The sequence below is a fragment of the Pseudomonas sp. GW823-FHT03E05 genome (genome assembly GCF_058796855.1).
This window is the reverse complement of record NZ_JBXAJB010000001.1, coordinates 205,949-230,419: the sequence shown is the minus strand read 5'-3', so window position 1 is coordinate 230,419 and position 24,471 is coordinate 205,949. Positions and strand designations below refer to the sequence as shown.

20 protein-coding genes are annotated in these 24,471 nt (G+C 61.8%); 14 read left to right on the top strand and 6 right to left on the bottom strand.

All coding sequences use genetic code 11. From position 1 onward, the window contains the following. Positions 1–107: 107 nt before the first annotated feature. The 10 genes from nuoG to AC1RCO_RS00915 all read left to right on the top strand — a co-directional run bounded on the left by nuoG (position 108) and on the right by AC1RCO_RS00915 (position 11,009). Complete coding sequence (gene nuoG, locus AC1RCO_RS00960; protein WP_492617233.1) at positions 108–2,822, top strand: NADH-quinone oxidoreductase subunit NuoG; 2,715 nt, start codon at positions 108–110, stop codon at positions 2,820–2,822. Continuing rightward, entirely contained in the window at positions 2,819–3,826 is a 1,008-nt protein-coding gene (nuoH, locus tag AC1RCO_RS00955) for an NADH-quinone oxidoreductase subunit NuoH (protein WP_011062191.1), read from the top strand. Before nuoG ends, nuoH begins: the two co-directional genes overlap by 4 nt. 11 nt (positions 3,827–3,837) lie before the next feature. Further along, positions 3,838–4,386 (top strand): NADH-quinone oxidoreductase subunit NuoI, encoded by a 549-nt coding sequence (gene nuoI / locus AC1RCO_RS00950; RefSeq protein ID WP_003223795.1) that lies wholly within the window; start codon positions 3,838–3,840, stop codon positions 4,384–4,386. Positions 4,387–4,395: 9 nt separating this feature from the next. After that, complete coding sequence (nuoJ, locus tag AC1RCO_RS00945) at positions 4,396–4,896, top strand: NADH-quinone oxidoreductase subunit J (RefSeq protein WP_011062192.1); 501 nt, start codon at positions 4,396–4,398, stop codon at positions 4,894–4,896. A 4-nt stretch (positions 4,897–4,900) separates the two neighbouring features. Beyond that, positions 4,901–5,224 (top strand): NADH-quinone oxidoreductase subunit NuoK, encoded by a 324-nt coding sequence (gene nuoK / locus AC1RCO_RS00940; RefSeq protein WP_011062193.1) that lies wholly within the window; start codon positions 4,901–4,903, stop codon positions 5,222–5,224. Beyond that, positions 5,221–7,074 (top strand): NADH-quinone oxidoreductase subunit L, encoded by a 1,854-nt coding sequence (gene nuoL, locus AC1RCO_RS00935; protein ID WP_011062194.1) that lies wholly within the window; start codon positions 5,221–5,223, stop codon positions 7,072–7,074. The genes nuoK and nuoL overlap by 4 nt, the downstream gene beginning before the upstream one ends. 39 nt (positions 7,075–7,113) lie before the next feature. Then, entirely contained in the window at positions 7,114–8,646 is a 1,533-nt protein-coding gene (gene nuoM / locus AC1RCO_RS00930; RefSeq protein WP_019092840.1) for an NADH-quinone oxidoreductase subunit M, read from the top strand. A gap of 7 nt (positions 8,647–8,653) precedes the next feature. Beyond that, positions 8,654–10,117: an NADH-quinone oxidoreductase subunit NuoN gene (nuoN, locus tag AC1RCO_RS00925; RefSeq protein ID WP_011062196.1), complete on the top strand. Its 1,464-nt coding sequence runs from the start codon at positions 8,654–8,656 to the stop codon at positions 10,115–10,117. A 237-nt stretch (positions 10,118–10,354) separates the two neighbouring features. After that, positions 10,355–10,705, top strand: coding sequence for a hypothetical protein (locus AC1RCO_RS00920; protein WP_019092839.1), 351 nt, complete (start codon positions 10,355–10,357; stop codon positions 10,703–10,705). Continuing rightward, on the top strand, positions 10,692–11,009 hold the full coding sequence (locus tag AC1RCO_RS00915; RefSeq protein ID WP_053152691.1) for a helix-turn-helix domain-containing protein: 318 nt from the start codon (positions 10,692–10,694) through the stop codon (positions 11,007–11,009). Before AC1RCO_RS00920 ends, AC1RCO_RS00915 begins: the two co-directional genes overlap by 14 nt. Before the next feature lie 68 nt (positions 11,010–11,077). On the opposite strand, the gene cysS is transcribed toward AC1RCO_RS00915, so the two are convergent. Together cysS and AC1RCO_RS00905 are read right to left on the bottom strand one after the other, a co-directional pair. Further along, complete coding sequence (gene cysS / locus AC1RCO_RS00910; protein WP_053159449.1) at positions 11,078–12,460, bottom strand: cysteine--tRNA ligase; 1,383 nt, start codon at positions 12,458–12,460, stop codon at positions 11,078–11,080. An 18-nt stretch (positions 12,461–12,478) separates the two neighbouring features. Beyond that, a complete protein-coding gene (locus tag AC1RCO_RS00905) occupies positions 12,479–14,179 on the bottom strand; it encodes a glutamine--tRNA ligase/YqeY domain fusion protein (RefSeq protein ID WP_103290711.1) in 1,701 nt (566 codons plus the stop codon). A 270-nt stretch (positions 14,180–14,449) separates the two neighbouring features. Here AC1RCO_RS00905 and AC1RCO_RS00900 point away from each other — a divergent pair, with 270 nt between their 5' ends. Both AC1RCO_RS00900 and AC1RCO_RS00895 read left to right on the top strand, forming a co-directional pair. Continuing rightward, a complete protein-coding gene (locus AC1RCO_RS00900; RefSeq protein WP_011062201.1) occupies positions 14,450–14,953 on the top strand; it encodes a peptidylprolyl isomerase in 504 nt (167 codons plus the stop codon). Next, the gene (locus AC1RCO_RS00895) at positions 14,950–15,702 is read left to right on the top strand and encodes a UDP-2,3-diacylglucosamine diphosphatase (RefSeq protein WP_011062202.1); all 753 of its coding nucleotides are present in this window, start codon (positions 14,950–14,952) and stop codon (positions 15,700–15,702) included. The genes AC1RCO_RS00900 and AC1RCO_RS00895 overlap by 4 nt, the downstream gene beginning before the upstream one ends. Positions 15,703–15,896: 194 nt before the next feature. Here the strand turns inward: AC1RCO_RS00895 and AC1RCO_RS00890 are convergent, their stop codons facing one another. The 4 genes from AC1RCO_RS00890 to AC1RCO_RS00875 form a co-directional block, all read right to left on the bottom strand. Beyond that, a complete protein-coding gene (locus tag AC1RCO_RS00890; RefSeq protein ID WP_011062203.1) occupies positions 15,897–17,426 on the bottom strand; it encodes a DHA2 family efflux MFS transporter permease subunit in 1,530 nt (509 codons plus the stop codon). 77 nt (positions 17,427–17,503) lie between these two features. After that, the gene (locus tag AC1RCO_RS00885) at positions 17,504–18,706 is read right to left on the bottom strand and encodes an HlyD family secretion protein (protein ID WP_011062204.1); all 1,203 of its coding nucleotides are present in this window, start codon (positions 18,704–18,706) and stop codon (positions 17,504–17,506) included. A gap of 14 nt (positions 18,707–18,720) precedes the next feature. Then, the gene (locus AC1RCO_RS00880; protein ID WP_401402903.1) at positions 18,721–20,190 is read right to left on the bottom strand and encodes an efflux transporter outer membrane subunit; all 1,470 of its coding nucleotides are present in this window, start codon (positions 20,188–20,190) and stop codon (positions 18,721–18,723) included. Then, complete coding sequence (locus AC1RCO_RS00875) at positions 20,180–20,662, bottom strand: MarR family winged helix-turn-helix transcriptional regulator (protein ID WP_011062206.1); 483 nt, start codon at positions 20,660–20,662, stop codon at positions 20,180–20,182. Before AC1RCO_RS00875 ends, AC1RCO_RS00880 begins: the two co-directional genes overlap by 11 nt. Before the next feature lie 299 nt (positions 20,663–20,961). On the opposite strand from AC1RCO_RS00875, the gene AC1RCO_RS00870 reads away from it, so the two are divergent. Both AC1RCO_RS00870 and AC1RCO_RS00865 read left to right on the top strand, forming a co-directional pair. Next, positions 20,962–21,213 (top strand): hypothetical protein, encoded by a 252-nt coding sequence (locus tag AC1RCO_RS00870; protein ID WP_225368700.1) that lies wholly within the window; start codon positions 20,962–20,964, stop codon positions 21,211–21,213. A gap of 68 nt (positions 21,214–21,281) precedes the next feature. Then, positions 21,282–24,455, top strand: a complete 3,174-nt coding sequence (locus AC1RCO_RS00865; RefSeq protein WP_492617232.1) for a hybrid sensor histidine kinase/response regulator — start codon at positions 21,282–21,284, stop codon at positions 24,453–24,455. Positions 24,456–24,471 lie beyond the last annotated feature (16 nt).

Sequence of the window (24,471 nt, the reverse complement as noted above, 5' to 3'; positions counted from 1 at the left end):
TGCGCTCGACGTGCGATGACGCCGTGAACGGCTGTGTTGATTCGCACGCATAACAAGATTCCATTAGCCACGCCCGCTGACACCGGGCCAACGAAGAACTTTGAACCATGGCCACTATCCACGTAGACGGCAAAGCGCTCGAAGTCGATGGGGCGGACAACCTGTTACAGGCTTGTCTGTCACTAGGCCTCGACATCCCTTATTTCTGCTGGCATCCCGCTCTCGGTAGCGTCGGTGCCTGTCGCCAGTGCGCGGTCAAGCAGTACACCGACGAGAACGACACCCGTGGTCGTATCGTCATGTCCTGCATGACCCCGGCCACCGACAACACCTGGATCTCCATCGACGATGAAGAATCCAAGGCGTTCCGCGCCAGTGTCGTCGAGTGGCTGATGACCAACCATCCCCACGACTGCCCGGTCTGTGAGGAAGGCGGTCACTGCCACCTGCAGGACATGACGGTGATGACCGGCCACAACGAGCGCCGTTATCGCTTCACCAAGCGTACCCACCAGAACCAGGACCTCGGCCCGTTCATTTCCCACGAGATGAACCGCTGCATCGCCTGCTATCGCTGCGTGCGCTTCTACAAGGACTACGCCGGCGGCACCGACCTGGGCGTCTACGGCGCCCACGACAACGTGTACTTCGGTCGCGTGGAAGACGGCACCCTGGAAAGCGAGTTCTCCGGCAACCTCACCGAGGTCTGCCCGACCGGTGTGTTCACCGACAAGACTCACTCCGAGCGCTACAACCGCAAGTGGGACATGCAGTTCTCGCCGAGCATCTGCCATGGCTGCTCCAGCGGTTGCAACATCTCCCCGGGCGAGCGCTACGGCGAGCTGCGCCGCATCGAGAACCGCTACAACGGTTCGGTGAACCAGTATTTCCTCTGCGACCGCGGCCGCTTCGGCTATGGCTACGTCAACCGCAAGGACCGTCCACGCCAGCCACGCCTGGCCGATGGCACCAAGCTGACCCTGGACCAGGCACTGGATCAGGCCGCAGACCTGCTGCGCGGCCGTAACATCGTCGGTATCGGTTCGCCCCGCGCCAGCCTGGAAAGCAACTACGCGCTGCGTGAGCTGGTAGGTGCCGAGCACTTCTACTCCGGTATCGAAGCCTCCGAGCTGGAGCGCATCCGCCTGGTTCTGCAGGTTCTGAACGACAGCCCGCTGCCGGTCCCGAACATGCGCGACATCGAAGACCACGACGCCGTCTTCGTTCTCGGTGAAGACCTGACCCAGACCGCCGCACGCATGGCCCTGGCCCTGCGCCAGTCGGTCAAGGGCAAGGCCGAGGAAATGGCCGATGCCATGCGCGTCCAGCCTTGGCTCGACGCTGCGGTGAAGAACATCGGCCAGCACGCGCTGAACCCGCTGTTCATCGCCAGCCTGGCTGAAACCAAGCTCGACGACGTGGCCGAGGAGTGTGTACACGCCGCTCCAGACGACCTGGCGCGCATCGGTTTCGCCGTGGCCCATGCCATCGACGCCAGCGCCCCTGCCGTGGAAGGCCTGGACAGCGAAGCCCTGGAACTGGCCAAGCGCATCGCCGATGCCCTGCTGGCAGCCAAGCGTCCACTGATCATTTCCGGTACCTCCCTGGGCTCCAAGGCGCTGATCGAAGCCGCGGCCAACATTGCCAAGGCCCTGAAGCAACGCGAGAAAGCCGGCTCCATCAGCCTGGTGGTGCCAGAGGCCAACAGCCTCGGCCTGGCCATGCTCGGCGGCGAATCCGTGGACGCCGCCCTGCAGGCGGTGATCGACGGCCGTGCCGACGCCATCGTGGTACTGGAAAACGACCTGTACACCCGCACCGACGCGGCCAAGGTGGATGCAGCGCTGAACGCGGCGAAGGTGGTGATCGTTGCCGATCATCAACAAACCGCTACCGTCGAGCGCGCGCACCTGGTGCTGTCGGCGGCCAGCTTCGCCGAAGGCGACGGCACCCTGGTCAGCCAGGAAGGTCGCGCCCAGCGCTTCTTCCAGGTCTTCGATCCGACCTACCTGGACGCCAGCATCATGGTCCACGAAGGCTGGCGCTGGCTGCACGCCCTGCGCAGCACCCTGCTGAACAAGCCGGTGGACTGGACCCAACTGGACCACGTGACCGCTGCCTGCGCCGCGAGCACCCCGCAACTGGCCAGCATCGTTGACGCCGCGCCATCCGCCGCGTTCCGCATCAAGGGCCTGAAACTGGCTCGCGAACCGCTGCGCTACAGTGGCCGTACCGCCATGCGCGCCAACCAGAGCGTGCACGAGCCACGTACCTCGCAAGACCCGGATACCGCCTTCGCCTACTCCATGGAAGGTTACTCGGGCTCCGCCGAACCGCGCTCGCAAGTGCCGTTCGCCTGGTCGCCGGGCTGGAACTCGCCACAGGCCTGGAACAAGTTCCAGGACGAAGTCGGTGGCCACCTGCGCGCCGGTGACCCGGGCACTCGCCTGATCGAAACCCAGGGCGACCGCCTCAACTGGTTCGCCAGCGTGCCGCGAGCCTTCTCCCCGGCCCCGGGCACCTGGCAGGCCGTGCCGTTCTACCACCTGTTCGGCAGCGAGGAAAACTCTTCGAAAGCCGCTCCGGTGCAGGAGCGCATCCCGGCTCCGTACGTTGCTCTGGCCAAATCCGAAGCGGATCGCCTGGGTGTCAACGACGGTGTCCTGCTCGCGGTGAACGTGGCTGGCCAGACCCTGCGTCTGCCGCTGCGCATCAACGAAGAGCTGGGTGCTGGCCTGGTGGGCCTGCCTGCCGGCCTGGCGGGTATTCCTCCGGCAATCGCAGGCATTTCCGTTGATGGTCTGCAGGAGGCGGCACAATGAGTTGGTTTACCCCTGAAGTGATCGACGTGATCCTGACGGTCGTCAAGGCCATCGTCATCCTGCTGGCCGTAGTGATCGCCGGTGCGCTGCTGAGCTTCGTCGAACGTCGCCTGCTGGGCTGGTGGCAGGACCGTTACGGTCCGAACCGTGTTGGCCCGTTCGGCATGTTCCAGATCGCAGCCGACATGCTGAAGATGTTCTTCAAGGAAGACTGGACTCCACCGTTTGCCGACAAGGTGATCTTCACCCTGGCACCGGTGGTGGCCATGTCCGCCCTGCTGATCGCCTTCGCGATCATCCCGATCACCCCGACCTGGGGCGTGGCGGATCTGAACATCGGCCTGCTGTTCTTCTTCGCCATGGCCGGTCTGTCGGTCTACGCGGTACTGTTCGCCGGCTGGTCGAGCAACAACAAGTTCGCCCTGCTCGGCAGCTTGCGTGCCTCGGCGCAGACCGTGTCCTACGAAGTGTTCATGGGCCTGGCCCTGATGGGCATCGTGGTACAGGTCGGCTCGTTCAACATGCGTGACATCGTCGAGTACCAGGCGCAGAACCTGTGGTTCATCATTCCGCAGTTCTTCGGCTTCTGTACCTTCTTCATCGCTGGCGTGGCCGTGACTCACCGTCACCCCTTCGACCAGCCGGAAGCGGAGCAGGAACTGGCCGACGGCTACCACATTGAATACGCCGGTATGAAATGGGGCATGTTCTTCGTCGGTGAATACATCGGCATCATCCTGATCTCGGCGCTGCTGGTCACCCTGTTCTTCGGTGGCTGGCACGGTCCGTTCGGCATCCTGCCGCAACTGTCCTTCGTCTGGTTCGCACTGAAGACCGCGTTCTTCATCATGCTGTTCATCCTGCTGCGCGCTTCCATCCCGCGTCCGCGTTATGACCAGGTGATGGACTTCAGCTGGAAATTCTGCCTGCCACTGACCCTGATCAATTTGCTGATAACCGCTGCGGTTGTGTTGTGGAACACACCTGCGGTTGCGGTTCAGTGAGGATTTGACCCATGTTCAAATATATTGGCGACATCGTTAAGGGTACTGGTACCCAGTTGCGCAGCCTGGTCATGGTCTTCGGCCATGGCTTTCGCAAGCGCGACACCTTGCAATACCCGGAAGAGCCGGTCTACCTGCCTCCACGCTACCGTGGCCGCATCGTCCTGACCCGCGACCCCGATGGCGAAGAGCGTTGCGTAGCCTGCAACCTGTGCGCCGTGGCCTGCCCCGTGGGTTGCATCTCGCTGCAGAAAGCTGAAACCGAAGACGGTCGCTGGTACCCGGACTTCTTCCGCATCAACTTCTCGCGCTGCATTTTCTGCGGCCTCTGCGAGGAAGCCTGCCCGACCACCGCGATCCAGCTGACACCGGATTTCGAGATGGCCGAGTTCAAACGTCAGGACCTGGTTTACGAGAAAGAAGATCTGCTGATCTCCGGTCCCGGAAAGAACCCTGATTACAACTTCTATCGTGTTGCAGGTATGGCCATTGCCGGTAAGCCAAAAGGCTCCGCGCAGAATGAAGCCGAGCCGATCAACGTGAAGAGCTTGCTGCCTTAAGGAAGAAAGATGGAATTCGCTTTCTATTTCGCGTCAGGTGTTGCGGTTGTCTCCACACTCCGTGTGGTCACCAATACCAACCCTGTGCACGCCCTGCTCTACCTGATCATTTCGCTGATCGCCGTGGCCATGACCTTCTTCAGCCTTGGCGCGCCGTTCGCCGGTGCCCTGGAAGTGATCGCCTACGCCGGCGCCATCATGGTGCTGTTCGTGTTCGTGGTGATGATGCTGAACCTCGGCCCGGCCGCGGCTCAGCAAGAGCGCATCTGGCTCACGCCCGGCATCTGGATCGGCCCGGTCATCCTGGCCGCGCTGCTGCTGGCTGAACTGCTGTACGTACTGTTCAGCCATCAGAGCGGTGCCGGTATCGGTCAAACCACCGTCAGCGCCAAGGCCGTGGGCATCAGCCTGTTCGGTCCTTACCTGCTGGTGGTCGAACTCGCCTCGATGCTGCTGCTTGCCGCGGCCGTCACGGCGTTCCACTTGGGCCGCAACGAGGCGAAGGAGTAATACGATGCCTACTATCTCTCTCGGTACTATCCCGATGGAACATGGCCTGGCGGTTGCCGGTATCCTGTTCTGCCTCGGTCTGGTCGGCCTGATGGTCCGCCGTAACATCCTCTTCGTGTTGATGAGCCTGGAAGTGATGATGAACGCCTCTGCACTGGCCTTCATCGTTGCGGGTGCCCGCTGGGCGCAGCCGGATGGACAAGTGATGTTCATCCTGGTGATCAGCCTGGCAGCCGCCGAGGCCAGTATCGGCCTGGCGATCCTGCTGCAGCTGTACCGCCGCTTCCACACTCTCGATATCGATGCAGCCAGCGAGATGCGCGGATGAACCTTCTCTTTCTGACTTTCGTATTCCCCCTGATCGGTTTCCTGCTGCTGTCGTTCTCCCGTGGACGCCTCTCGGAAAACCTCTCGGCCCTGATCGGTGTCGGCTCCATTGGCCTGTCGGCCATCGTTGCTGCCTACGTGATCTGGCAATTCAACGTCGCGCCGCCCGAGGGTGGCCACTACACCCAGGTGCTGTGGCAGTGGATGTCGGTGGACGGTTTCGCGCCGAACTTCGCCCTGTACCTGGATGGTCTGTCCGTGACCATGCTGGGTGTGGTGGTGGGCGTGGGCTTTTTGATCCACTTGTTCGCGTCCTGGTACATGCGTGGTGAAGCCGGCTACTCGCGCTTCTTCGCCTACACCAACCTGTTTATCGCCAGCATGCTGTTCCTGGTACTGGGCGATAACCTGCTGTTCCTGTACTTCGGCTGGGAAGGCGTGGGCCTGTGCTCCTACCTGTTGATCGGTTTCTACTACAGCAACCGCAACAACGGTAACGCCGCACTCAAGGCCTTCATCGTTACCCGTATCGGCGACGTGTTCATGGCCATCGGCCTGTTCATCCTGTTCCAACAGGTGGGCACGCTGAACGTCCAGGAACTGCTGGTGCTGGCCCCGCAGAAATTCCAGGCCGGCGACTTCTGGATCACCCTGGCAACCCTGATGCTGCTGGGTGGCGCCGTGGGTAAATCTGCCCAGTTGCCACTGCAGACCTGGCTGGCGGACGCGATGGCCGGCCCGACCCCGGTTTCGGCACTGATCCACGCCGCAACCATGGTCACCGCCGGTGTCTACCTGATCGCCCGTACCCACGGCCTGTTCACCCTGGCGCCGGAAATCCTGCACCTGGTGGGCCTGGTCGGTGGCGTGACCCTGGTACTGGCCGGTTTCGCCGCGCTGGTGCAGACCGACATCAAGCGGATCCTCGCCTACTCCACCATGAGCCAGATCGGCTACATGTTCCTGGCCCTGGGCGTTGGCGCCTGGGACGGCGCGATCTTCCACCTGATGACCCACGCCTTCTTCAAGGCCCTGCTGTTCCTTGCTTCCGGTGCGGTGATCGTTGCCTGCCACCACGAGCAGAACATCTTCAAGATGGGCGGCCTGTGGAAGAAACTGCCCCTGGCCTACGCCAGCTTCATCGTCGGCGGCGCGGCCCTGGCGGCCCTGCCTCTGGTGACCGCAGGCTTCTACTCCAAGGACGAGATCCTCTGGGAAGCCTTCGCCAGCGGCAACCATGGCCTGCTGTACGCCGGCCTGGTGGGTGCGTTCATGACCTCGCTGTACACCTTCCGCCTGATCTTCATCACCTTCCACGGTGAAGCCAAGACCGAAGCCCACGCCGGCCACGGGATCTCCCACTGGCTGCCGCTGGTGGTACTGATCGTGCTGTCCACTGCGATCGGCGCGATGATCACCCCGCCCCTGCATGGCGTGCTGCCGCAAAGCGTCGGCCATGCCGGTGGCGAAGCCAAGCACAGCCTGGAAATCGCCTCGGGTGCCATCGCCCTGGCCGGTATCCTGCTGGCCGCCCTGTTGTTCCTTGGCAAGCGTCGCGTTGTGACCGCCATCGCCAACAGCGGCATCGGGCGTCTGCTCTCGGCCTGGTGGTTCGCCGCCTGGGGCTTCGACTGGATCTACGACAAACTGTTCGTCAAGCCATACCTGGCCATCAGCCACGTACTGCGCAAGGACCCGCTCGATCAGACCATCGGTTTGATCCCGCGTATGGCCAAAGGGGGTCACACCTCCCTGAGCCGTACCGAGACCGGTCAACTGCGTTGGTACGCCGCCTCGATGGCAGCCGGTGCCGTGCTGGTCATCGGCGCCATTGTGCTGGTAGCGGTCTGATATGAACCTTGCGAACTTGCGAAAGGAATTGAGCCCGTCATGATTCTGCCTTGGCTAATCCTGATCCCCTTCATCGGCGGCCTGCTGTGCTGGCTGGGTGAGCGCTTCGGCGCCACCCTCCCCCGCTGGATTGCGCTGTTGACCATGACCCTGGAACTCGCCCTCGGCCTCTGGCTGTGGGCCCACGGTAACTATTCATATGCTCCGGCGCCTGGCGTCGATCCGACTTGGGCCCTGGAGTTCAAGCACCAGTGGATCGAGCGCTTCGGCATCAACGTGCACCTGGCGCTGGACGGCCTGTCGCTGCTGATGATCCTGCTGACCGGCCTGCTGGGTATCCTCTCGGTACTCTGCTCCTGGAAAGAGATCCAGCGCCACGTGGGCTTCTTCCACCTGAACCTGATGTGGATCCTGGGCGGCGTGGTCGGCGTGTTCCTGGCGCTGGACCTGTTCATGTTCTTCTTCTTCTGGGAAATGATGCTGGTGCCGATGTACTTCCTCATCGCGCTCTGGGGTCACAGCTCGGCAGACGGCAAGAAAACCCGGATCTACGCAGCGACCAAGTTCTTCATCTTCACTCAGGCTTCCGGCCTGATCATGCTGGTGGCGATCCTGGGCCTGGTGCTGGTGAACTTCAACAACACCGGGGTCATCACCTTCGATTACGCCCAGTTGCTGAAGACCAAGATGTCCACCGCCACCGAGTACATCCTGATGCTCGGCTTCTTCATCGCCTTCGCGGTGAAGCTGCCCGTGGTGCCGTTCCACTCCTGGCTGCCTGACGCTCACGCCCAGGCACCGACCGCCGGTTCCGTGGACCTGGCGGGCATCCTGTTGAAGACGGCGGCCTACGGCCTGCTGCGTTTCGCCCTGCCACTGTTCCCCAACGCCTCGGCAGAGTTCGCACCGATCGCCATGACCCTGGGTCTGGTCGGGATCTTCTACGGTGCCTTCCTGGCCTTCGCCCAGACCGACATCAAGCGCCTGATCGCCTTCTCCAGCGTTTCCCACATGGGCTTCGTGCTGATCGGGATCTACTCAGGCAGCCAGCAGGCCCTGCAGGGCGCGGTGATCCAGATGCTGGCCCACGGTGTTTCGGCAGCCGCGCTGTTTATCCTCAGCGGCCAGCTGTACGAGCGCACCCATACCCGCGACATGCGTGAAATGGGCGGACTGTGGTCGCGTATCGCCTACCTGCCAGCCATCAGCCTGTTCTTCGCAGCCGCCTCCCTGGGCCTGCCGGGCACCGGCAACTTCGTCGGCGAGTTCCTGATCCTGATCGGCACCTTCGTCAGCGCTCCATGGATCACCGCGATCGCGACTTCGGGCCTGGTGTTCGGCTCGGTCTACTCGCTGATCATGATCCACCGTGCCTACTTCGGCCCGTCCAAGTCGGACGCGGTACTGCACGGAATGGATGCTCGCGAACTGATCATGGTGCTGGGGCTGGCGGTACTGCTGATCTACATCGGCGTTTACCCGCAACCGTTCCTCGATACCTCTGCCGCCACCATGCATGGCGTGCAGCAATGGCTCAGCACCGCCTTCACTCAACTCGCTTCGGCCCGGTAAGAGCGCTATGGACTTTACGATTCAACACTTTATAGCCCTGGCGCCGCTGCTGATCACCAGCGCCACCCTTGTGGTGGTGATGTTGGCGATCGCCTGGCGGCGCAACCACGCCCAGACCTTCCTGCTATCGGTTGCCGGTCTGAACCTGGCATTGCTGTCGATCTTCCCGGTGCTGAAAGTGGCACCGCTGGCGGTCACCCCGCTGTTGCAGATCGACCAGTTCGCCTGCCTGTACATGGCCCTGATCCTGGTGGCCACCCTGGCCTGCGTCACCCTGGCCCACGCCTACCTGGGCGATGGCAGCAGCGGTTACCCGGGCAACCGTGAAGAGCTGTACCTGCTGATCCTGCTGGCCGCCGCTGGTGGCCTGGTACTGGTCAGCGCGCAGAACCTGGCCGGCCTGTTCATCGGCCTGGAGCTGCTTTCGGTACCGGTCTACGGCCTGGTGGCCTATGCCTTCTTCAACAAGCGCTCCCTGGAAGCCGGCATCAAGTACATGGTGCTGTCGGCAGCCGGTTCGGGCTTCCTGTTGTTCGGCATGGCCCTGCTCTACGCAGAAGCCGGCAGCCTGAGCTTCAGCGGTATCGGCCAGGCCCTGGCCGCCACTGGGCTGCCAAGCCCGCTGGCGCAACTGGGCCTGGGCATGATGCTGATCGGCCTGGCCTTCAAGTTGTCGCTGGTGCCGTTCCACCTGTGGACCCCGGACGTCTATGAAGGCGCCCCGGCCCCGGTGGCCGCCTTCCTGGCCACCGCCAGCAAGGTGGCGGTATTCGCGGTGCTGGTGCGTCTGTTCCAGCTGTCGCCAGTGGCCAGCAGCGGTGTTCTGAGCAACGTGCTGACCGTGATCGCCATTGCCTCGATCCTGGTGGGCAACCTGTTGGCGCTGACCCAGAGCAACCTCAAGCGTCTGCTGGGTTACTCCTCCATCGCCCACTTCGGTTACCTGCTGATCGCCCTGGTGGCCAGCAAGGGCCTGGCCATGGAAGCCATCGGCGTGTATCTGGTCACCTACGTGATCACCAGCCTGGGCGCCTTCGGCGTGATCACCCTGATGTCCTCGCCGTACAAGGGCCGTGACGCCGACGCCCTGTACGAGTACCGCGGCCTGTTCTGGCGCCGTCCGTACCTGACGGCCGTCCTCACCGTGATGATGCTGTCCCTGGCCGGTATCCCGCTGACCGCAGGCTTCATCGGCAAGTTCTACATCATCGCTACCGGTGTCGAAGCGCACCAATGGTGGCTGGTCGGTTCCCTGGTCATGGGCAGCGCCATCGGCGTCTTCTACTACCTGCGAGTGATGGTCACCCTGTACCTGATCGAACCTAACCTGCGTCGCGTCGATGCCCAACTGCACTGGGAACAGAAAGCCGGTGGCGTCATGCTGCTGGCCATCGCGCTCCTGGCGTTCTTCCTCGGCGTATACCCACAGCCGCTGCTGACCCTGGTCCAGCACTCCGGCCTGGCGGGTTGATCGCTTAGGTTTCAACGCAACAAACAGAACGGCACCTTCGGGTGCCGTTTTGCATTTCAGGGCCCTGCCCTCCCCTCTTCCCAGCGAAACTCGGAATCGCCCTTCCTGTCACGTCGGCCCGGTCCGACATTCAGCCCGCTGCCGCAGGCATAGACTGCTGCCAGATCAAACGCGGCGCTCAGCGGGCCTTGACCAAAGCTGCAGCATCATCCAGTCTATACGTAGGAAGCGTATGAAATGAATGCTCTGTTTATTGAACTACCGGCATTTGCGCGATACCGAAAGGACTTCCTTGACGACGAGTTGTTCTGCGAACTGCAGATCGAGTTGCTGCGCCACCCGCACGCGGGTGTTCTGATTCAGGGCACTGGCGGCTTGCGCAAGATGCGTTTCGTCGATGAGCGACGCAATAAGGGCAGGCGTGGCGGGCTGAGAGTGATTTATTACTGGTGGTCCGGAGGGGCGCAATTCTGGCTCTTCACCCTGTTCGACAAGGAGCAGATGGACGACCTGCTACCGCAGCAGCGACAACAGCTCAAACAACTGCTGGAACGTGAAATCGAGGCCAGACGACATGACCAAACGTGACATCTTTTCCGAACTGGTAGAAGGCATCGACGCCCTCACCCAGGAACGCCAGGGCAAGATCACCCTGCGCAGCCATAAAGTGAAACTCGACAAGCTGCCGCCCATCACCGCCGCCGAGGTGATGAACATCCGCCAGCAACTCAACCTCTCGCGCTCGGTATTCGCCATGTACCTGCGCACCAACACCCGCACCCTGGAGAACTGGGAACAGGGCCGCGCCATACCCAACGCCCAGGCCACGACCCTGATCCGCCTGGTGGAACGCTACCCCGATACAGTGGAGCGCCTCGCCTCGCTGGCCTGATCCGGCACTGTTCGAAGGGCAACAAAAAACCCGCACCAGGCGGGTTTCTTGTTGCAGCGAACGCAGGCTCAGTCAGCCAGGCGCCAGGTCGTACCGCCCTTGCCGTCTTCCAGGATCACGCCCATGGCGGTGATCTGGTCGCGGATCCGATCGGACTCTGCCCAATCCTTGTTGGCACGGGCCGCCAGGCGGGCCTGGATCAGCGCCTCGACTTCTGCCGCATCGACCCGACCTTCGGCACCGGCCTGCAGGAAGTCGTCGGCCTCCAGTTGCAGCACGCCCAGCACACTGGCCAGTTCCTTCAAGCGGGCTGCCAGACCGGCCGCCGCATCGATATCGCTCTCACGCAGGCGGTTGATCTCGCGCACCATCTCGAACAGCACGGCACAGGCTTCCGGAGTACCGAAGTCGTCGTTCATCACCTGGGTGAAACGCTCGACGAAGGCTTCGCCACCGGCCGGCGCCACTTTCGGCAGGCCCTTGAGTGCATGGTAGAAACGCTCCAGCGCGCCCTTGGCGTCCTTGAGATTGTCTTCCGAGTAGTTGATGGCGCTGCGGTAGTGGCTGGCCACCAGCAGGTAACGCACCACTTCCGGATGGTACTTGTCGAGCACGTCGCGAATGGTGAAGAAGTTGTTCAAGGACTTGGACATCTTCTCGCCATTGATGCGGATCATGCCGCAGTGCATCCAGGCGTTGGCGTAGGTCTTGCCGGTAGCCGCCTCGCTCTGAGCGATCTCGTTCTCGTGGTGCGGGAACTCCAGGTCGCTGCCGCCGCCATGAATGTCGAAGGTCTCGCCCAGGCAGCAGGTGGACATCACCGAGCACTCGATGTGCCAGCCCGGACGACCGTCACCCCAAGGCGATGGCCAGCTCGGCTCACCCGGCTTGGCGGCTTTCCACAGGACGAAGTCCAGCGGGTCCTGTTTCGACTCGTCGACTTCGATCCGCGCGCCGATGCGCAGGTCTTCGATCTTCTTGCGCGACAGCTTGCCGTAGCCCATGAACTTGCCGACGCGGTAGTACACGTCGCCATTGCCCGGAGCGTAGGCGTAGCCCTTGTCGATCAGGGTCTGGATCATCGCGTGCATGCCGGGGATATGGTCGGTGGCGCGCGGTTCCATGTCCGGCTTCTTGATGTTCAGCCGCGCCTCGTCCTCGTGCATCGCCGCGATCATGCGCTCGGTCAGGGCCTCGAAGGCCTCGCCGTTCTCATTGGCACGATTGATGATTTTGTCGTCGATATCCGTGATGTTGCGCACATAGGTCAAGTCATACCCGCTGAAACGCAGCCAGCGGGTAATCAGGTCGAAGGCCACCATGCTGCGGCCGTGCCCCAGGTGGCAGTAGTCGTACACGGTCATGCCGCACACGTACATGCGCACCTTGTTGCCATCCAGCGGCTTGAAGACTTCTTTGCTCTTGGTGAGCGTGTTGTAGATCGTTAGCACGTTAGTTCCTTGACTGAATCACTGACCCCAGGAGTCGCGCAGGGTCACAGTACGGTTGAATACCGGAGCGCCTGGTTTCGAGTCCTTGATATCCGCGCAGAAGTAGCCTTCGCGCTCGAACTGGAAACGGTCTTCCGGCTGTGCGTTGCCCAGCGAGGGTTCGGCACGACAACCAGTGAGCACTTGCAGGGAGTCAGGGTTGATGTTGTCCAGGAAACTCGCGCTGTCCTCGGCCTTCTCCGGGTTCGGAGAACGGAACAGACGATCGTACAGACGCACTTCGCACTCGACGCTGGCGGCAGCCGGCACCCAGTGGATCACGCCCTTGACCTTGCGGCCTTCAGGGTTCTTGCCCAGGGTGTCCGGATCGTAGGAGCAACGCAGCTCGACGATATTGCCCTCGGCGTCCTTGATCGCTTCATCGGCACGGATCACGTAGCTGCCACGCAGGCGCACTTCGCCGTTAGGCTCCAGGCGCTTGTAGCCTTTGGGCGGCTCTTCCATGAAGTCGTCACGGTCGATGTAGATTTCACGGGCGAACGGCAGCTGGCGCACGCCCAGCGCTTCTTTCTGAGGGTGACGCGGCAGTTCGAGATTCTCGACCTGGCCTTCCGGGTAGTTGGTGATCACGACTTTCAACGGACGCAGCACGCACATGGCGCGGGGTGCGTTCTGGTCCAGATCCTGGCGGATGCTGAATTCCAGCATGCCGTAGTCGACCACGCCGTCGGAGCGGTTGGTGCCAACCATCTCGCAGAAGTTGCGGATCGACGCCGGCGTGTAGCCACGACGACGAAAGCCCGACAGGGTCGACATGCGCGGATCGTCCCAGCCATTGACGTGCTTCTCATCCACCAGTTGCTTGAGCTTGCGCTTGCTGGTGATGGTGTAGTTCAGGTTCAGGCGGCTGAACTCGTACTGACGCGGGTGCGCGGGCACCGGCAGGTGCTCGAGGAACCACTCGTACAGCGGACGGTGGCTTTCGAACTCCAGGGTGCAGATCGAGTGGGTGATGCCTTCGATGGCATCCGACTGGCCATGGGTGAAGTCGTAGTTGGGGTAGATGCACCACTTGTCACCGGTCTGGTGGTGGTGAGCGTGACGGATCCGGTACATGATCGGGTCGCGCAGGTTCATGTTCGGCGAGGCCATGTCGATCTTGGCCCGCAGCACGCGGGCACCATCCGGGAACTCGCCAGCGCGCATGCGGGCGAACCAGTCCAGGTTCTCTTCCACCGAACGTTCGCGGAACGGGCTGTTCTTGCCTGGCTCGGTGAGGCTGCCGCGGTATTCCTTGGCTTGCTCGGGAGTCAGGTCGCAGACATAAGCCTTGCCCGCCTTGATCAGGTCCACGGCCCAGTCGTGCAACTGGTCGAAATACTGCGAGGCGTAGCGCACTTCACCGGACCACTCAAAGCCCAGCCACTTGATGTCGCTTTCAATGGCGTCGATGTATTCCTGGTCTTCCTTGGCCGGGTTGGTGTCGTCGAAGCGCAGGTGCGTGACACCACCGAATTCCTGGGCCAGACCGAAGTTCACGCAGATCGACTTGGCGTGACCGATGTGCAGGTAACCATTGGGCTCCGGAGGGAAGCGGGTCACGATCTGTGTGTGCTTACCCGAGTCCAGGTCCGCCTGGATGATCGGGCGCAGGAAGTTGACCGGTACGGCCGGTCCAGTCTTGGAATTCGAGGTAGGGTCGACAGTGGGCTTGCTCATAGGATCCTTGAACGTACAAGTGCGTGGCCGGGTGCGGCCTGACAAATCAAAACGGATATCATAGCCGATGCTGTCAAGTACCTGACAGAGCGCAGCTTTAAAACTGCGACTATTAATGGCAGGCCGGTGAAAAAACAGCCTCGAAATTCGTGGCTGTCACGCTAAACTGCGCTCCTTGGCCACAAGATGGCCAAACCGGTCCGGGTTGCCCGCGCGTCCCGATACCCAGGATTTTCTTGAAAACGCTTCTCCTTATAAAGAGTACCGACCATGACCCAAGTCAAACTGACCACCAACCACGGCGAGATCGTGCTGGAACTGAACGCCGAGAAAGCCCCGTTGACCGTGGCCAACTTCGTCGAATACGTGAAAGCCGGTCACTATGAAAACACCGTTTTTCACCGCGTCATCGGTAACTTCATGATCCAGGGCGGCGGCTTCGAACCTGGCATGAAAGAAAAGAAAGACAAGCGTCCAAGCATCCAGAACGAAGCTGACAACGGCCTTTCCAACGACAAGTACACCGTTGCCATGGCCCGCACCATGGAGCCGCATTCGGCTTCCGCGCAGTTCTTCATCAACGTTGCCGACAACAGCTTCCTCAACCACAGCGGCAAGACCGTGCAGGGCTGGGGCTACGCCGTATTCGGCAAAGTGATCGCCGGCACCGAGGTGGTCGACAAGATCAAGGGCGTGGCCACCACCATGAAGTCCGGCCACCAGGACGTACCCGCAGACGACGTGATCATCGAGAAAGCCGAGATCATTGAGTGATACTGCTGATTTCAGATCTGCATCTGGAAGAGGAGCGCCCGGACATCACCCGGGCGTTTCTGGAATTACTCGGTGGGCGCGCCCGCGCCGCCGAGGCGCTGTACATCCTCGGGGACTTTTTCGAGGTATGGATCGGCGACGATGCCATGACCCCCTACCAGCTTTCCATTTGCCAGGCATTGCGCGAGCTCAGCGACAGCGGCACGCAGATCTTCCTGATGCATGGCAATCGCGACTTCATGCTCGGCAAGGCCTTCTGCAAGGCGGCCGGCGCCACCCTGCTCAAGGATCCCAGCGTCGTCGACTTCTACGGCGAGCCGGTATTGCTGATGCACGGTGACAGCCTGTGCACCCGTGACGAAGCCTACATGCGTATGCGCCGCTACCTGCGCAACCCGCTGAGCCTGTGGATTCTGCGCCACCTGCCCCTGGGCACCCGGCGCAAGCTGGCGCGCAAGCTGCGCAACGAAAGCCGGGCCCAGACCCGCATGAAGGCCAACGACATTGTCGATGTGACCCCGGACCAGGTACCGCAGGTCATGCAGGAACACGGGGTGCGCACCCTGGTTCACGGCCACACCCATCGCCCGGCGATCCACAAGCTGCAGATCGGCGAACAAGCCGCCAAGCGCATTGTGCTGGGGGACTGGGACCGTCAGGGCTGGGCGCTGCAGGTGGATGAGCAGGGTTTCCAACTGGCGGCGTTCGATTTCGTACCGACGCAACTGGCGCTGCCCGGTTCGCCCTGAACGGACGCCCTCGCTGCCGTAGGAGCCGGCTTGCCGGCGAAGGGAACAGCAAGCCTTGCATGGCCCTGTCGGGCGCCTTCCCTGGCAAGCCCGCTCCTACAACAGATGCCCTACCGTAGGAGCCGACTTGCCGGCGAAGGGGCCAGCAAGCCTTGCATGACCCTTCCGGACGCCAGCGCCTGCGACGAAAGGCATCAATGCCCCGCCGCGGCTGGGCCGGCCTTGGCAGCGAATGGCGGCTTGGCCAGCCAGACCAGCAGAATCAGGCCCATGAAGCCCCAGCCCAGCAAGGTGAAGTAGTCCACGGTCGAGAGCATGTATGCCTGGCTGGTCAGGACTTGATCCAGCTGCGCGTAAGCCTTGGTGCTCGCGCCTCCGAGATTGCTCAGCGCATCCCGGGTGACCGGGTCGAAGATGCTCATGCTTTCGCTCATGTAAGCGTGATGCTGGTCTGCCCGGCGAATCCAGATCCAGGTGGTCAGCGACGCCGCAAAACTACCCCCCAGAGTCCGCAGGAAGGTTGCCAGGCCAGCGCCGTCGGCGATCTGGTGCGGTGGCAGGTCGGACATCAGGATGCTCAGGGTCGGCATGAAGAACAGCGCCACGCCGATGCCCATGAACAGTTGCACCAGGGCGATGTGCTGGAAGTCCACTTCATTGGTGAAACCGGCACGCATGAAGCAGCTCAGGCCAATGGCCAGGAATGCCAGCCCGGCCAGCAGGCGCAGGTCGAACTTGTTCGCGTACTTGCCGACAAAGGGTGACAACAGCACCGGCAGGATGCCGATCGGTGCCACCGCCAGCCCCGCCCATGTCGCGGTGTAGCCCATCTGGGTCTGCAACCATTGCGGCAGGATCAGGTTAATACCGAAGAACCCGGCGTAGCCCAGCACCAGCACTATCGTGCCAATGCGGAAGTTGCGGTGCGCGAACAGCCGCAGGTTGACCACCGGATGCTGGTCGGTCATTTCCCAGATGATGAACACCGCCAGCGCGATCACCGAAATCGCCGCACCGATGATGATGAAGTTCGACTCGAACCAGTCCAGGTCATTGCCCTTGTCGAGGATCACCTGCAACGCGCCGACGCCAATGACCAGCGAAATCAGCCCGACGTAGTCCATCGGCTGACGGCTGGTGACCACCGGGCGCTTGGCCAGCTGCGAACGCACCACCATTACCGCAAAAATGCCGATCGGAACGTTGATGAAGAAAATCCACGGCCAGCTGTAGCTGTCGGTGATCCAGCCGCCAAGAATGGGACCAGCAATCGGCGCCACTACCGTGACCATTGCGAGCAATGCCAGGGCCATGCCGCGCCTGGCGGGTGGATAAACGGCGATCAACAGGGTTTGCGTCATTGGGTACAACGGCCCGGCCACCAGGCCTTGCAGCACACGAAAGCCGATCAGCTCAGGCATCGAGGTCGAGATGCCGCAGAGAAACGAGGCCAGCACAAACAGCATCGTCGCCCAGAGAAACAGTTTTACCTCGCCAAAGCGCCGGCTGAGCCAGCCGGTCAGCGGCAACGCAATCGCATTGCTCACGGCGAACGAGGTAATCACCCACGTGCCCTGCTCCGAACTCACACCAAGGTTGCCGGAAATCGTCGGCAACGCCACGTTGGCGATGGTGGTGTCGAGCACCTGCATGAAGGTCGCCAGCGACAGGCCGATGGTGCTGAGCAACAGGCTGGGCGGCGTGAAAGAAGCGTTATTGCTCATCGCGAATCCTTTGGAACCGGGGTGGCGCTGCGCCCCTGTGGGGCGAGCAAGCTCGCACCCACAGGGTCAGTGGCGAATCAGCGTTGCGCGGTTTTGCTGACCACAGCGCTGTTGTCATGGATCAGCTGAGCGATCATCGCGTCGGCTTCGGCCAACTGCCGGTCGTAGACGTTGGTGCTGAACGAGGCCTTTTGCTGCGGTTGCTGCGCCAGTACCGGGCCGCTCTGGTCATGCAGGTTCACTTCAACATTGGTCGACAGCCCAACCCGCAGTGGGTGCTTGGCCAGCTCTTCGGCATTGATGTGAATCCGCACCGGCACACGCTGCACGATCTTGATCCAGTTGCCGGTGGCGTTTTGCGCGGGCAACAGAGCAAACGCGCTGCCGGTGCCGGCGCCGAGGCTGTCGACGGTGCCACTGTATTTCACGCTGCTGCCGTAGATGTCGGACTCGATGTCCACGGGCTGGCCGATGCGCATGTCACGCAGTTGGGTTTCCTTGAAGTTGGCATCGATCCACAGTTGATCCAGCGGGATCACCGCCATCAACGCCGTACCCGGTTGCACTCGCTGGCCGAGCTGCACGGTGCGTTTGGCAACGTAACCGGTGACCGGCGCGATCAGGGTGCTGCGCGCATTGGTCAGGTAGGCCTGACGCAGATCCGCAGCCGCCGACATCACGTCCGGGTGCGACGAGACCACGGTGTCATCGACCAGCGCACTGGTGGTTTTCAACTGCTGCTTGGCGTTGGCCAGGGCGTTTTGCGCCGAGGTCAGGTCGTCGCGGGCGTGGGACAGTTCTTCCTGGGAGATCGCGCCGCCAGCGGCAAGGTTTTTCCGGCGGTTGAAGTTGTCCTGAGCCTTCTGCACTTCGGCCTGTTGCGCGTTGACCTGGGCTTTCATGCCGTCGACATTGCTGTACAGGCCGCGAACCTGACGCACGGTACGCGCCAGTTTCGCCTGGGCACTTTGCAGACCGACTTCGGCATCGTTGGGGTCGAAGTTGATCAGCACCTGACCTTCGTGGACCAGGTCACCATCGTCGGCGCCGATGCTGACCACGGTACCGGTCACCAGCGGAGTGATTTCAACGACGTTGCCGTTGACGTAGGCGTCATCGGTGCTCTCATTCCAGCGCCCGATGAATTCGTGATAAGCCCAGACACCGGCACCGGTGAGGGCCACAACGATGGCCAGCACCAGCAGCATCACTTTGCGCTTGCGCGGATTGCCGGTGTCTTGCGAGTTGTCTTGAGCTTGGGTGTTTTCGGCAGTGGCCATGACAAATACCTGAATTAGTTGTGCGGCGTAGCTGGAATGGCGTTGGCTGCGCTCAGGGTCTCGCCCTGAAAGCCCCCGCCCAGCGCTTGCATCAGTTGAATCGACAGATCGATCTGCTCGGCATTGAGGTTGGCCAACTGACGTTGGGCCTGCAGCAGTTGCTGCTCGATGCTGAGCACGTCCAGGTAGTTGCCGATGCCGGAACCGTAACGCTGGACCACGGTGTTATAGGAATCCTGAGCAATATCGGTGGCGTGCTGTTGCGCGCCGATTTGCCGGCCGATGTCACGCAACTGGTTGATCGTGTCGCTGACATCACCCAGCGCTTTCACCAGGCTTTTGTTGTACTGCGCCACCGCCAGATCGTAATCGGCGTCACGCGAATCGAGGTTGGCGCGCAGGCGCCCGCCATCGAAGATCGGCAGCGAAATGGTCGGGGCAATGCTGAAGAAGCGACTGGCCGAACCAAACATTGCGTCACCCAACAAGGATTCGGCACCGGCGGACGCCGTAAGGTTCAGGTTGGGATAGAAGCGGGTTTTCGCCGAATCGATGTCTTTGCTCGCGGCCTCTACACGCCAGCGGGCGGCGATCAGGTCCGGGCGACGGCCAAGCAGCTCTGCCGGAAGAACCGAGGGCACTGCCACGGCGCTGGCTTGCAATACTTTGGGCCGGGCGATTTCACTGCCGCGATCCGGGCCTTTGCCGAGCAGCACGGCCAGGGCGATTTTCGCACTGCTCAGGCGTTTTTCGGCGTCGATCAGGCTGGCTTCGGAACTGGCTTCCAGACTCTGGGTTTGCTGGAGCTGGTACTGGCTGTCGATCCCGGCGCTCAAGCGACGCTGGCTCAGATCGAGCATTTGCCTGGTGCGCTTGAGGTCGTCGCTGGCCAGGTCATAGACGATGTGCGCCTGCCCCAGATCGCTGTAGGCCCGGGCCACATCGGCGGCGAGGGTCAATTGCGCGGCCTGACGGTCGACTTCAGCAGCACGGGCCTGGCCGAGTGCGGCTTCCCAGGCATCACGCTGGCCGCCCCACAGGTCGAAGTTGTAATTGAAGCCGGCGCTGATGTTACGCACGGTGGCGTAGGCATCGCCCTGCCCCAGCGGATCCTGATCCTTGGCCAGGCGCGAACGGCTGATGCCGGCGCTGGCGTCGAGGGTCGGATAGCGTTCGGCATCGGCGGCATACGCGGCGGCGCTGGCCTGATGGGCACGGGCGGCGGCGATCTGCATGTCCGGGCTGTCGCGCAGGGCTTCGCGGATCAGACCGTCGAGCTGTGGATCGCCAAGGCTGGTCCACCAGTCGCTTTTCGGCCATGCCGCAGGCGACAGGGTCACACCGTTGAGGGATTGGCCGGCCTTCAGGCTTTTCGCGTCGAGATTTTTGCCTTGGGTATCGAGGCCGCTGTAATTGGCGCATCCGGCAAGGATCATCGCCGACAGCACCAGCGTCAGGCTGCTGCGCAAGGTCTTACTGCTCATTGTGTTCACCTAAGCGCTGGATGGTGATCGGGTCACCGGCGGCCAGCAGGATTTTCTTGAGGATGTATTCCAGGGTCTTCAACTCGTCCGGGGAGATCGCGCCAGCCAGTTCATTCATCGCGTCGGCGCCGATCTGCGGCAGCCGATCCGTCAACTGCTGGCCCTGTTCGGTCAGGGTCAGTTGCACTTGGCGGCGATCACCTTCGCTGCGTTGGCGAGCCAGGAAGCCCTTCTGCTCCAGACGATCGAGCATGCGTGTCATCGAACCGCTGTCCAGCGACAGGTGCCGGCACAGCTCGGCCGGGGTATCGACGCCGAACTGGGCCATGATGATCAACACTTTGAACTGCGCGGCAGTGATGCCGTGGGGTTCCATGTGGGTGTCGATGATCCGGTCCTTGAGCAATGCGGCGCGGCCCAGCAACAGGCCGAGATGGCAGGTTTTGAATTCGTCCGGGGTGAAATGCTTCATGTGCCCACCTAATAACTGCCTAGGCAGTGAATATATGTCGAGATGTTACTGCCTAGGCAGCGAATGTCAACGCAATAGTTAGGTTGCTTTGTAATTAGTTGACCAATGGACTGGGTCTTTATGTTGAACAGGCGGGCGTCATCGCCAACCTGCTGGCGACGGATCGTTTCCATCCCTCTGCCTGCTGCCTGTGAATCATCGGGGTTGGCCTATTCCACGATGACTTCGACAAAGGCTATGGCTCGCACGTGCCCCCGGTATCACCCTCCTTCAGCGAATTGAAGATGGAGCGCATACAGGTGCACGACTGCAACGCCAACGAGGAACTGGCCCAGGCGCCAACCTGCATTGCCCGGCTCGGTCACCCGTCGGGTCTACCGGTGATGGCGGGAAGCTTGGAGACCGCGCAAGAACTTGATCTGTTGCATAAAATCGACTGCACTCAGATTCAGGATTTCCTGATCTTTCACGCCATGTCTTCGGATCAATTCCGGCAGTTGCTGTCCCATGACGGGCCGGCAAACGCGTACGGATTGGCAAGCGGGTGTTGATACCCGTCACTTGCCATCGAGGTCACTGTGTCCAACGGCTCTCCCATCACTGCTGCCCAGGCCCTCTAATGCCACATCCCAACGCCTTTCTGGAGAAACTCGCCAGCAGTTCATCGCGCCTGAACAAGAGCCTGCTGGTGCTCGGCGCCCTGGTGTTGCTGTTGCTGGGTATCAGCTATGTGGGTGTGACGCGCATGATCGAAGAGCGGCGCGAAACCTTGCAATTTCACTTTGCCCGGCTGATGGAGAATGTCCACGAACAGGAAGTGTTCCTGCAGGATATTGCCCGGGAAAGCGCCAAGGGCGAACGGCTGCCCAATGCCATGTTGCCCCCCTACTCACAAAAACCCCTGCCCGATGAAGGGCCGAACATTTACGAAGGCCGCGGCCTGCCGTTTTCGCTGCCCTATAGCTTGAAGATCAATACGGACAGGATTGCCCCCAGCCAATACCCGAAAATCTTTGCGCTGGGTACCCATCTGGCGGCCTATTACAGCGCGTTCTGGTCGGCCTCGCACTATCAGTCTCCGCAGGTTGTCCTGATCAATGGCCCCGACAATTTTGACCTGGCCGTACCCTCCGTCGGGCGTTTGCGCGGTACGGGGCAATTACCGATGCAGACGGGCCATCTGGTCGATGTGATGACCCAGGTGAACAAACGCCTGCGCGGGCACAACTCGCCATTGCCAGATACTCAGGTGCGCTGGGAACCCTATGTCTCTTCCGAGGACGACAAGAGCGCGCCCACCCTGCTGGCTTACGTGAGTATCAACCTGGCGAAAACCGCATTGACCGTCGAGGGCGCCGATACCTGGGTGGTACTGGGCTCGCTGATGAACCTGTCCCAGGTCAACAACATCGAACGGCTGATGCAGTGGTCGATCTACGATGACTTCACCTTGATCACCCCCCGTGGCGTGGTATTGACCGGTGCTCTGAAACCCGGCCAGGTGCTGGATGAAGGGGTGAATTTCAACCGCGACGGCCTGGTGTTCAAACTGAGCAGCCCCGGGGAGCAACACTGGACGGCGATCTACGTCATCAGCCTGCGCAGTTTCCTCGACTACGCGCTGTGGCCATTGCTGTGCCTGGTTGCTCTGGCGCTTGCGCTACTCGGTTGCAGTCGGGCGGTCAATCGCTGGTACCAGGCCCGGGTCATCCTGCCCGCGCAGAAGGCGCACGCCAGCATCGCCGAAAGCGAGGCGTTCAGCCGCACGGTGATCGATACGGCGCCGACCGGCCTGTGCGTGATTCGCCGCAGCGATCACCACGTCCTACTGGAAAACCAGCGCGCCCAGCAATGGCACGATAACGGCCGGTTGATGAGCTTGCTCACACCCCTTACGGGCCCCGGTCACGCCGATCTTGAAATCAATGGGCGCCACCTGCACGTCGCCTTTGTGCCCACCCGCTATCAGGGCCAGGACGCCTGGTTATGTGCGTTGCATGACGTGACCCGGCATGTCGAAGATGCGGCGGCGCTGGAAGAAGCGCGCCAGGCCGCCGACTCGGCAAACCAGGCCAAGAGCCGCTTCCTCGCTACCATGAGCCACGAGATCCGCACTCCCCTGTACGGCGTGCTGGGAACTCTGGAGCTGCTCGGCCTGACCTCGCTCGCCCCGCGCCAGCAGGATTACCTGCACACCATCCAGCGCTCCTCCGCCACGTTGTTCCAACTGATCAGCGATGTGCTGGATGTGTCGAAAATCGAAGCCGGACAGATGACCCTCGAACTTCAGGATTTCTGCCCGCTGCAACTGACCGAAGACACCGTGCGCACCTACAGCGCCTCCGCCCGATCCAAGGGCCTGCTGCTCTATGCCTGCATCGACCCGGCGCTGCCGGACCGGTTGCGCGGCGACCCGATACGGATTCGCCAGATCCTCAACAACCTGCTGAGCAACGCCATCAAGTTCACCGATAACGGTCGCGTAGTGCTGCGGGTTCAGTTGCTGGAAAGCGACGATGGCCGCGCCCACGTGCAGTGGCAGGTCAGCGATTCGGGAGGAGGAATTTCCCTGGCGCAACAGCAACAACTGTTCGACCCTTTCTATCAAGTCAACGATGCCACTGAACAGGCCGGTGCCGGATTGGGACTGGCCATTTGCAAATGGCTGTGCGAGTTGATGGAGGGCCAGTTGAACCTAGTCAGCGAGCCCGGGCTCGGCAGCAGTTTCACCCTTCAACTCGCACTGGAACACGCACCCGGTGAGCTGGCCGGTTGCCCTGTGTTCAACCCCGGCAGCAGCACCGTCTATGTGCGTGCGCAAGTCACTGAGCAGGCACAACACCTGATCGCCTGGCTCAACCGTTTTGGCCTCGACTGCCGCCCGCTGAGGCCCGATACACCGGTGCCATCGGCACTGCTGGTAGAGCTTTCCCCCCTGGCCGATACCGCGGCCTGGCCCGGTCCGAAGGTCGTCGCCAGGGCGGATGGCCCCAACCCTGCGCAATTGCGCGGTACCGACCGAGAAGTCGACGCCCATGATGTCCGCGCGATCGCCTGGGCGATTTACCAGGCCCAGCACGGCGTCAGCACCGACAGCCAACCTTCGTCGCCGGAAAAGCCCCGGCAGTTGAATCTGCAAGTGCTGGTGGCGGAAGACAATGTGATCAACTCGGCGATCATCAAGGAGCAACTGGAAGTGCTGGGCTGCTCGGTGGTCGTCGCGGCCAATGGCGAGCTGGCGCTGGCGCAGTGGTCGCCCGGACGCTTCGATCTGCTGCTGACCGACGTCAACATGCCGGTCATGAACGGCTACCAATTGGCCACGGCGTTACGGCTTCAGGATCAGACGCTGCCGATTATCGGCGTCACCGCCAACGCCTTGCGCGAAGAAGGCGAGCGCTGCGCCGACGTCGGCATGAACGCCTGGATGGTCAAGCCACTGAACCTCGCCACCCTGCGCGCGCACTTGGAAAGACATTGCAAAATCGCCCTGCCGGCGACCAGCGTTGCCCCTCTAAAGCTGTCACCGAAAATGCGCGAACTCTTTGTCACGACGCTGCGCCAGGACATGCAGACCACGCTGACGGCATTGGACAACGCCGATGCCCATCGCGTGGCGCAACAGCTGCACAGCATGGCCGGTGCATTGGGTGCGGTACAGCTCGAAGAACTGGCCACAACCTTCGTCGAGCTGGAGTGCCGCCTGAACGGCCTGAGCTTGACCCACGCCCTGGACCTGGAGGTACGCCAGAATCTGGCTCGATTGAAAGACCTGCTGGGCGCCCTTGAATAATTTCAACGCGGATAAT

Coding starts and splice junctions, on each gene's coding strand:
- nuoG (WP_492617233.1), top strand. CDS start 108: ATGGCCACTATCCACGTAGACGGCAAAGCGCTCGAAGTCGATGGGGCG.
- nuoH (WP_011062191.1), top strand. CDS start 2,819: ATGAGTTGGTTTACCCCTGAAGTGATCGACGTGATCCTGACGGTCGTC.
- nuoI (WP_003223795.1), top strand. CDS start 3,838: ATGTTCAAATATATTGGCGACATCGTTAAGGGTACTGGTACCCAGTTG.
- nuoJ (WP_011062192.1), top strand. CDS start 4,396: ATGGAATTCGCTTTCTATTTCGCGTCAGGTGTTGCGGTTGTCTCCACA.
- nuoK (WP_011062193.1), top strand. CDS start 4,901: ATGCCTACTATCTCTCTCGGTACTATCCCGATGGAACATGGCCTGGCG.
- nuoL (WP_011062194.1), top strand. CDS start 5,221: ATGAACCTTCTCTTTCTGACTTTCGTATTCCCCCTGATCGGTTTCCTG.
- nuoM (WP_019092840.1), top strand. CDS start 7,114: ATGATTCTGCCTTGGCTAATCCTGATCCCCTTCATCGGCGGCCTGCTG.
- nuoN (WP_011062196.1), top strand. CDS start 8,654: ATGGACTTTACGATTCAACACTTTATAGCCCTGGCGCCGCTGCTGATC.
- AC1RCO_RS00920 (WP_019092839.1), top strand. CDS start 10,355: ATGAATGCTCTGTTTATTGAACTACCGGCATTTGCGCGATACCGAAAG.
- AC1RCO_RS00915 (WP_053152691.1), top strand. CDS start 10,692: ATGACCAAACGTGACATCTTTTCCGAACTGGTAGAAGGCATCGACGCC.
- AC1RCO_RS00905 (WP_103290711.1), bottom strand. CDS start 14,179: ATGAGCAAGCCCACTGTCGACCCTACCTCGAATTCCAAGACTGGACCG.
- AC1RCO_RS00900 (WP_011062201.1), top strand. CDS start 14,450: ATGACCCAAGTCAAACTGACCACCAACCACGGCGAGATCGTGCTGGAA.
- AC1RCO_RS00890 (WP_011062203.1), bottom strand. CDS start 17,426: ATGAGCAATAACGCTTCTTTCACGCCGCCCAGCCTGTTGCTCAGCACC.
- AC1RCO_RS00885 (WP_011062204.1), bottom strand. CDS start 18,706: ATGGCCACTGCCGAAAACACCCAAGCTCAAGACAACTCGCAAGACACC.
- AC1RCO_RS00880 (WP_401402903.1), bottom strand. CDS start 20,190: ATGAGCAGTAAGACCTTGCGCAGCAGCCTGACGCTGGTGCTGTCGGCG.
- AC1RCO_RS00875 (WP_011062206.1), bottom strand. CDS start 20,662: ATGAAGCATTTCACCCCGGACGAATTCAAAACCTGCCATCTCGGCCTG.
- AC1RCO_RS00865 (WP_492617232.1), top strand. CDS start 21,282: ATGCCACATCCCAACGCCTTTCTGGAGAAACTCGCCAGCAGTTCATCG.